The organism is Actinoplanes sp. NPDC051411 (assembly GCF_040682075.1).
Classification (GTDB): domain Bacteria; phylum Actinomycetota; class Actinomycetes; order Mycobacteriales; family Micromonosporaceae; genus Actinoplanes.
The window spans coordinates 60,006-67,772 of record NZ_JBFBAD010000058.1 but is presented as its reverse complement, the minus strand read 5'-3'; the positions used below and the strand labels follow the sequence as shown (position 1 = coordinate 67,772).

The following is a 7,767-nucleotide window of genomic DNA, read 5'->3' as shown; positions in this document are numbered from 1 at the left end:
TTGCCGGGGCGTTGACCGGGTACTTTTTGCGGGGGGCCCCCCTGGGGTTGGTGTTCCACTCCTATAACTTACGGTACCCCGGTGGGGGGCGGCCGGGCGCCCCCCCCCAACCGCGAGATCGCCGCTACGGTCGCGCCATGAAAGGGCTGTGGCTGCTGCTGACGCCCGGCCTGCTCTGGGCGGTGCTACGGCTGTTCGGGTTGGAAATCGGCTTCCTCGTGCAGGCCTTCGCTTTCACACCCTATGTCGCGGCCTGGACCGTGCTTCCGATGATCATCGCCTTGGCCAGGAGGCGCTGGCCCGAGTCGGCCGCCGCCGCAACGGCTGTAGTGATCATGGCCTGGTGTGTGCTGCCGCGCGCGTTGCCCGACCACGATCACGGCCCCGACCGGGGCGTGCGGATCACGGTCATGACGATCAACATGTTCATCGGGGCCGCCGACCCGGGGGCGATCGTCACCCTGGTCCGCGAACACGACGTGGACGTGCTGGCCGTACAGGAATTCTCGCCGATGGCCCGGATGGGCCTGACCAACGCCGGCCTGGATGCCCTTCTCCCGAACAATGCGCTGGCCGACGAGGTGGGAACGACCGGTTCCGGGCTCTACTCCCGTTTCCCGATCGTCAAGTCGCACTCGGAGCGCGGCGGCGGGGGCAACATGCAGGTCTACGCGACGATCAAGCCGCCCGGCACCGCGGCGCTCGACGTCGTCTCGGCCCACCCGCTGGCGCCCTATTCCACCGAAGTGCTGAAGCTCTGGAAGAGCGACCTGGCCGCCGAGCCGAAGGCCGACATCCTGCTGGGCGACTTCAACTCGACCCTCGACCACGCCCCGGTGCGCCGGCTGATCGCCCGCGGCGGCTACCGCGACGCCGCCGACGCCACCGGCCGGGGCCTGCTCGGCACCTGGGGCCCGTACGCCGGAAAGCCGGTCCCGCCGGTGACGCTCGACCACGTGCTGGCCGCCCGGCGCATCGGGATCAGGGACGTGCAGGTGCACGGGGTCAAGGGCAGCGACCACCGGAGCGTGTTGGCCGCCCTCGTGATACCCACGGCATGATGATCATGTGAGCACCACCCGACTGATCTCCATTGCGGACGCCCCCGAACTCGCCGCCCTGCTGCTCGACAACCAGCTCTACCTCGCGCCCTGGGAACCGCACCGGCCGGACGCCTACTTCACCCCGGACGGCCAGCGCCAGGTGATCGAGGACCTGCTCCGGCAGTACGACCACGGCACCGCCCTCCCGCACGTGATCGTCGAGGACGGCCGGGTCATCGGCCGGGTGACGCTGACCACGATCGTGCGCGGCCCGCTCCAGTCGGCCAGCCTGGGTTACTTCGTCGACGCCCACCGCACCGGGCGCGGCGTCGCCACCGAGGCGGTGCGGCAGATCTGCCGGATCTCCTTCGCCGACCTCGGGCTGCACCGGCTGGAGGCCGGCACCCTGGTGCACAACGTGCGGTCCCGGCGCGTGCTGGAACACAACGGATTCCAGCGGTACGGCCTGGCCCCGCGCTATCTGCGCATCGCCGGAGACTGGCAGGATCACGTCCTGTATCAACTACTTAACGAATAGTGGTGGCAGAGCACCGCTAGCTTCGGTCACCATGAAGATCATGATCTGGCTGCTCGTCGCGCCCGGACTCGTCTGGGCCGTTCTCCGCCTGGGCGGCTGGGACCGTGGCATTCTCGTCCAGCTTCTCTCCTTCACCACCTATGTCGCGGCCTGGTCGTGGCTGCCCCTGATCCTCGCGCTGGCCCGCCGGCAGTGGCTCGCCGCCGCGTTCGCGCTGGTCGCGGCCGGTGCGCTGACGGTCGCGGTGCTGCCCCGGGCGCTGCCCGGCAAGAACCCGGCGACCGGCGTCCGCGTGCAGGTGATGACCTCGAACATGCTGCTCGGCGGCGCCGACCCGAAGGCCATCGTCCAACTGGTCCGCGATCACGACATCGACCTGCTGGCGGTGCAGGAGTTCACCCCCGAGGCCGAGGCCGGGCTCAAGACGGCCGGCCTCGACCAGCTGCTCCCCTACTCGTCGCTCGCCGCCGAGAGCGGCGCGAGCGGCTCCGGCCTCTACTCACGCTTTCCGATCACCGATCCCGGCGTGAGCCGCAACGGCGGCGGCTTCAACCAGGCGTACGGGACGGTGACGCCACCCGGAGCCCAGCCGCTGCTCGTCGAATCGGCCCACCCGGCGGCGCCCTACTCGGTGGCCGCGCTCAAGGACTGGCACGCCGACCTGCTCGCCGAGCCGCACGCCGATCCCCACGGAACGGCCCGCGTCCTGCTCGGCGACTTCAACTCCACGCTCGATCACGCCGAACTGCGGAATCTGATCGCGCACGGCTACCGGGACGCGGCGGCCACCGTCGGGCAGGGACTGGTGCCGACCTGGGGCATCTACCACGGGCCCCGCCGCCTGCCGCCGATCACGATCGATCATGTGCTTGTCGACGAGCGGATCGGCGTACGGGAAGTGCAGGTGCACCGAATTCCGCAGAGTGACCACCGCTCGGTGTTGGCGTGGCTGACCGTGCCGGCCGTGGCGGCTACGCCGGAGGCGAAATGACGTCGCGGCGGCGGCCGGTCCGAGCTAACCTCGGCGACATGCGAAGCGGATTTGTCACGACGACGCCGGGGACACCCGGCGCCCTCACTCGTTGACGCAGCTTCCGCTGCTTCCAGCGTTTACACGGCCCCGGGCGAGCTGCCCGGGGCCGTGTCGCGTCTCCAGGGGTCTCGCCGGCCAATCCTCAAGGAGACCCGCACATGTCTGTCGATCACCGCAAACTGGGCCGCGAACTCGACCTCTTCGACTCCGATCCGCTGATCGGAAGCGGACTGCCGTTCTGGCTGCCGGCCGGGGCGGCCGCCCGGCACGAGGTCGAGGCGTACCTCTACGACCTCGAGCGACGAAACGGCTACCAGCACGTCTATTCGCCCGCGCTGGGCAAGCGGGCGATGTACGAGATGTCGGGCCACTGGCGCAACTTCGCCGACGACATGTTCCCGCCGATGGAACTGGATCAGCTCGTCCTGCGGCCCAGCCTCTGCCCGCATCACGCGCTGATCTTCAAGTCACGCCAGCGGTCCTACCGCGAGCTGCCGCTGCGGATCGCCGAACTCGGCCCGATGTACCGCGCCGAGCGCTCGGGTGTGCTCGGCGGCCTGCAACGGGTGCGGTCGGTGCAGCTCAACGACGCCCACATCTTCTGCCGCCTCGACCAGGCCGGCGACGAGGTCGCCGCGGTGCTCCGGCTGATGCGTGATGCTCACGCCGCGTTAGGCGTACGCGTATCCGCCGTGCAACTGTCGCTCCGCGGCGACTCCGGAAAGTACGCCGGAGACGAGCAGAGCTGGGCGCTCGCCGAAAAGCTCCTGCGGGAGGCCCTCGACGCGGCCGGCCAGCCCTATCAGGACGCGCCGGGCGAGGCCGCGTTCTACGGGCCGAAGATCGACGTGGAGGTTTCCGACCCGGCCGGTCGCCGGTCCACCCTCGCGACCGTCCAGATCGACTTCCACCAGCCGGCGGCGTTCGACCTCAGCTACTCCGACTCGTCCGGCGGACGCGCACGCCCGGTCATGGTGCACCGCAGCCTGGCCGGGTCGATGGAGCGGCTCTTCGCCCACCTGATCGAGGTGCACGAGGGTGCTTTCCCGGCCTGGTACGCCCCGGTGCAGCTCGCGGTCATCCCCCTTGCCTCCGTTATCGGGGACGACTTCGCCTCCCGGGCCGTCGCGGCGGGGCTTCGGGTCGAGGTTCTACACGAGGGGTCGGTCGGACTTCGCATTCGGGCCGCCGCTCAGCGGAAGATCCCGTACGTCGCGGTGATCGGAGACCGCGTGGTCTCCTCCGGCGAGGTCTCGCTGCGGCTACGCGACGGCCGGCAGATGCCGGCCGTCGCGATCGATCAGGCGATCTCGGCCGTGGCCCGCGACAGGCCGTAGGTCAGGGCGTCGACCAGCGACATCCAGCTGGCCTCGACGATGTTCTCGTGGACCCCGACGGTCGTCCACTCGCGGTGGCCGTCGGTGGTCTCCAGCAGCACCCGGGTGACCGCGTTGGTGCCGTGGCTACCCTCCAGGATGCGCACCTTGTAGTCGCTGAGCTCGAACGGCTTGAGCTCGGGGTAGTGCTGGGAGAGCGCGACCCGCAGGGCCTCGTCGAGGGCGTTGACCGGGCCGACGCCCTCGGCGGTGGCGATCACGCGCTCGCCGCGTACGCGGATCTTGACCGTCGCCTCGGACATGACCGAACCGTCCTCGCGGTGCTCGGTCAGCACCCGGTAGGACTCGAGCGTGAACGGCCGGGGCACGCCGGCGCCCGGCAGCTCCGAGCGCACCAGCAGGTCGAACGACGCGTCGGCCGCCTCGAACGACCAGCCTCCGGCCTCCAGGTCCTTCACCCGCCGGGTCACCGTCGTCAGAGTGTCCGGGTGGCCGGCCAGGTCGAGACCGAGCTCACGGCTCTTGAGCTCGATGCTGGCCCGGCCGGCCATCTCCGTCACCAGGATCCGCATGTCGTTGCCGACAACCGACGGGTCGACGTGGTTGTAGAGCAGCGGATCCACCTTGATCGCGCTCGCGTGCAGACCCGCCTTGTGGGCGAAGGCCGCGGCCCCGACATAGGCCTGGTGGGTGTCGGGGGCGATGTTGGCGATCTCGGCGAGCGCGGTCGACACCCGCGTCGCCTTCTCGAGGCAGCCGTCCGGTAGGACCTTCAGCCCGAGCTTGAGTTGCAGGTTGCTCACGGTGGCGAACAGGTCGGCGTTACCCGGCCGCTCGCCGTACCCGTTGGCGGTGCACTGGAAGTGCCGGACCCCGGCCTCGACCGCGGCGACCGTGTTGGCGACCGCGCACGAGGTGTCGTTCTGGCAGTGGATGCCGAGCCGGTCGGCGCTCACCCCGGTGCGCTCGACCACTTCGTTGATCGCCTTGGTGATCATCGAGGGGAGCATGCCGCCGTTGGTGTCGCACATGACCACCCGCTCGGCACCCGCCTCGGCCGCGGCCTTGACCACGCTCGCGGTGTATTCGGGGTCGAAGCGGAAGCCGTCGAAGAAGTGCTCACAGTCGACGAAGACCCGGCGGCCGTTCTCCTTCAGGTGCCGGACCGTGTCGCGGACCATCTGAAGGTTTTCCTCGCCGGTCGTGCGCAGCGCCCGCTCGACGTGCCGGATGTCGCTCTTGGCCACCACGCAGACAACCGGGGTCTCGGCGTCGAGCAGGGCCCGGACCTGCCCGTCGGCGGCCACGTCGACGCCGGCCTTGCGGGTCGCTCCGAACGCGACCAGCACCGCGTTGGTCAGCTTCAACTCGGTGCGGGCCCGCTGGAAGAACTCGGTGTCCTTGGGCATCGCGCCGGGCCAGCCGCCCTCGATGAAGCCCACGCCGAACTCGTCCAGCAGCCGGGCGACCGCGAGCTTGTCGGCGACCGTGTAGCTGATGCCCTCGCGTTGCCCGCCATCGCGCAACGTGGTGTCGAAGACTTGGTAGTCCATGGCGCTGCTTCCCTTCGAGTGTGAATTGCGACCCAACAAAAAGACCTCCTGCGGGATGCAGGAGGTCAGCGCGGCGGCGAGTCGTCAGCCGGCGCGCTAGGTGCCAATAATGAGCACGTTGTGGGTCACGGAATGAAGCATGCCACTAACGGCTCCCGTGGGAAGCGTTGTTCCACCTTTCGAGACTAGGTTGGGGAGCGTGGTAGCCGATTCATACCCCCGGAATCTCGGTTTCTCCGCGACCTACAACTTCCGCGACGTCGGCGGCTACACCGGCCTCGACGGCCGCAAAGTGCGCTGGCGCCGCCTCTTCCGCTCCGACGCGCTGCACCGGCTCGGCGAAGCTGACGCTTCCGCCTTCGCCGAGTTGGGCGTCCGCACGGTCATCGACCTGCGTCGGCCGTTCGAGATCGAGAAGTACGGCCGGATCGCCGACCGCTACGGCCTCGACTACCGCAACGTGGTCGTCGAACACGTCGACTGGGAAGCCGTCGAACACCCCGACGACGTCGACCACGAGCGCTGGCTGGCCGACCGCTACCTCAACTTCGCCGAGGACGGGCGCGACGGCCTGCTCGGCGCTCTGCGGGTGATCGCCGACCCGTCGCGGGCCCCGGTGATCGTGCACTGCATGGCCGGCAAGGACCGCACGGGCACGGTGTGCGCGCTGACCCTGGCCCTGCTCGGGGTGTCCGACGAGGACATCGCCTCGGACTATGCGCTGACCACCACGGCGATGGAACCGCTCACGCAATATCTGCTCCGGAAGAACCCGGAGGCGGTGCGCGGCAACGAGCACATGTTCGACTCACCGCCCGGCGCGATGCGCCTCTTCCTCGACGACCTGCGCGAACTGCACGGGTCGGTGGAAGAGTTCGTCCGCGAGATCGGCCTCACCGGCGCGGAGATCACGTCGATGAGGCGTCACCTGCTTGACTAGGGCCTAGGGCCTAGGGCCTAGAGAACTCGGGAGACCCAGCCGAACGGGTCCTCGGCGCGGCCGCGCTGGATGTCGACCAGCTCCCGGCGCAGGCCCATCGTGACGTCGCCCGAGCCCCCGTCGGCGACCTGGAACTCGTCGTCGGGCGTCTTGATCGTGCCGATCGGGGTGATCACCGCGGCGGTGCCGCACGCGAACGCCTCCCGGATGCGGCCCGACTTCGCGCCCTCCCGCCACTCCTCGAAGCTGACCGGACGCTCCTCGACCCGGCGGCCGGCCCGGCCGGCCAGCCTGATCACCGAGTCGCGGGTGATGCCGGGCAGAATCGTGCCGGTCAGCGGCGGCGTGGCCAGGCTGCCGTCGTCGAGCACGAAGAACACGTTCATGCCGCCCAGCTCGTCGACGTATTTCCGCTCCACCGCGTCGAGGTAGACGACCTGATCGCAGCCGTGCTCGATCGCCTCGGCCTGGGCCACCAGCCCGGCCGCGTAGTTGCCGCCGCACTTCGCGGCGCCGGTGCCGCCCGGGGCCGCCCGGGTGAAGTCGGGGCTGACCCAGACCGAGACCGGCTTGACGCCACCGGAGAAATAGGGCCCGACCGGCGAGGCGATCACCAGGTAGAGATATTCGAGAGCGGGCCGCACACCGAGGAAGACCTCACTGGCGTACGCGAAGGGGCGCAGATAGAGGCTGCCCTCCTCGCCCGGCGGAATCCAGTCGGCGTCGATCGAGATGATCTCGCGCAGCGACTGCAGGAACGCCTCCTGCGGCAGCGCGGGCATCGCCATGCGCTGGGCCGACTGGGCGAACCGGGCCGCGTTGGCGTCGGGGCGGAACATCGCGACGCCGCCGTCGTCGAGCCGGTAGGCCTTCAGACCCTCGAAAATCTCCTGCGCGTAGTGCAGCACAGCGGAGGCGGGGTCGATCGCGATCGGCGCGCGGGCCTCGACACGGTGGTCATACCACCCCTTGCCGTCGGCGTAACGCACGGTGACCATGTGGTCGGTGAAGATGCGGCCGAAACCGGGGTTGGCCAGCAGCGCGGCGCGCTCGGCGGCTCCTACGGGCGCCGGATTCGGACGGATCTCGAAATCGAGGTGGTCACCACCGCTCATGACAAAAGGACCTGCTTTCTGGCGAAAAGTCGAGGCATGCGAGGGGCACCCGTAGTGCTCCACGAAAATTTACCCCGAACGTTCGTTAAAACCACGAGCGCGGGGTGATGACGGACCGGACGGCCATCTTTGGTGTCGCCCGCCCGGCCGTCTTTGACGTCTTTGATGTCTTTGGTGCCGCTCGGCTGACGCTGCCGCTCGGCTGACG

8 protein-coding genes are annotated in these 7,767 nt (G+C 69.4%); 5 read left to right on the top strand and 3 right to left on the bottom strand.

The features are described 5' to 3' along the window. Nucleotides 1-137: 137 nt before the first annotated feature. The 4 genes from AB0M88_RS29145 (at nucleotide 138) to thrS (ending at nucleotide 3,951) form a co-directional block, all read left to right on the top strand. Nucleotides 138-1,061 (top strand): endonuclease/exonuclease/phosphatase family protein, encoded by a 924-nt coding sequence (locus tag AB0M88_RS29145; protein ID WP_364107750.1) that lies wholly within the window; start codon nucleotides 138-140, stop codon nucleotides 1,059-1,061. Between the two features lie 7 nt (nucleotides 1,062-1,068). Then, entirely contained in the window at nucleotides 1,069-1,581 is a 513-nt protein-coding gene (locus AB0M88_RS29140; RefSeq protein ID WP_364107747.1) for a GNAT family protein, read from the top strand. 31 nt (nucleotides 1,582-1,612) lie between these two features. Beyond that, complete coding sequence (locus AB0M88_RS29135) at nucleotides 1,613-2,572, top strand: endonuclease/exonuclease/phosphatase family protein (protein ID WP_364107745.1); 960 nt, start codon at nucleotides 1,613-1,615, stop codon at nucleotides 2,570-2,572. Between the two features lie 200 nt (nucleotides 2,573-2,772). Beyond that, a complete protein-coding gene (thrS, locus tag AB0M88_RS29130; protein ID WP_364107743.1) occupies nucleotides 2,773-3,951 on the top strand; it encodes a threonine--tRNA ligase in 1,179 nt (392 codons plus the stop codon). On the opposite strand, the gene cimA is transcribed toward thrS, so the two are convergent. Further along, entirely contained in the window at nucleotides 3,915-5,504 is a 1,590-nt protein-coding gene (gene cimA, locus AB0M88_RS29125; protein WP_364107741.1) for a citramalate synthase, read from the bottom strand. The genes thrS and cimA overlap by 37 nt on opposite strands. A 199-nt stretch (nucleotides 5,505-5,703) precedes the next feature. On the opposite strand from cimA, the gene AB0M88_RS29120 reads away from it, so the two are divergent. Beyond that, complete coding sequence (locus tag AB0M88_RS29120) at nucleotides 5,704-6,444, top strand: tyrosine-protein phosphatase (protein ID WP_364107739.1); 741 nt, start codon at nucleotides 5,704-5,706, stop codon at nucleotides 6,442-6,444. 17 nt (nucleotides 6,445-6,461) lie between these two features. On the opposite strand, the gene AB0M88_RS29115 is transcribed toward AB0M88_RS29120, so the two are convergent. Next, entirely contained in the window at nucleotides 6,462-7,559 is a 1,098-nt protein-coding gene (locus AB0M88_RS29115) for a branched-chain amino acid aminotransferase (protein WP_364107737.1), read from the bottom strand. Continuing rightward, nucleotides 7,556-7,767, bottom strand: a 212-nt coding sequence (locus tag AB0M88_RS29110; protein ID WP_364107735.1) for a hypothetical protein, incomplete at its 5' end; no start/stop codon positions are given. The genes AB0M88_RS29115 and AB0M88_RS29110, both read right to left, overlap by 4 nt.

Coding starts and splice junctions, on each gene's coding strand:
- cimA (WP_364107741.1), bottom strand. CDS start 5,504: ATGGACTACCAAGTCTTCGACACCACGTTGCGCGATGGCGGGCAACGC.
- AB0M88_RS29145 (WP_364107750.1), top strand. CDS start 138: ATGAAAGGGCTGTGGCTGCTGCTGACGCCCGGCCTGCTCTGGGCGGTG.
- thrS (WP_364107743.1), top strand. CDS start 2,773: ATGTCTGTCGATCACCGCAAACTGGGCCGCGAACTCGACCTCTTCGAC.
- AB0M88_RS29135 (WP_364107745.1), top strand. CDS start 1,613: ATGAAGATCATGATCTGGCTGCTCGTCGCGCCCGGACTCGTCTGGGCC.
- AB0M88_RS29115 (WP_364107737.1), bottom strand. CDS start 7,559: ATGAGCGGTGGTGACCACCTCGATTTCGAGATCCGTCCGAATCCGGCG.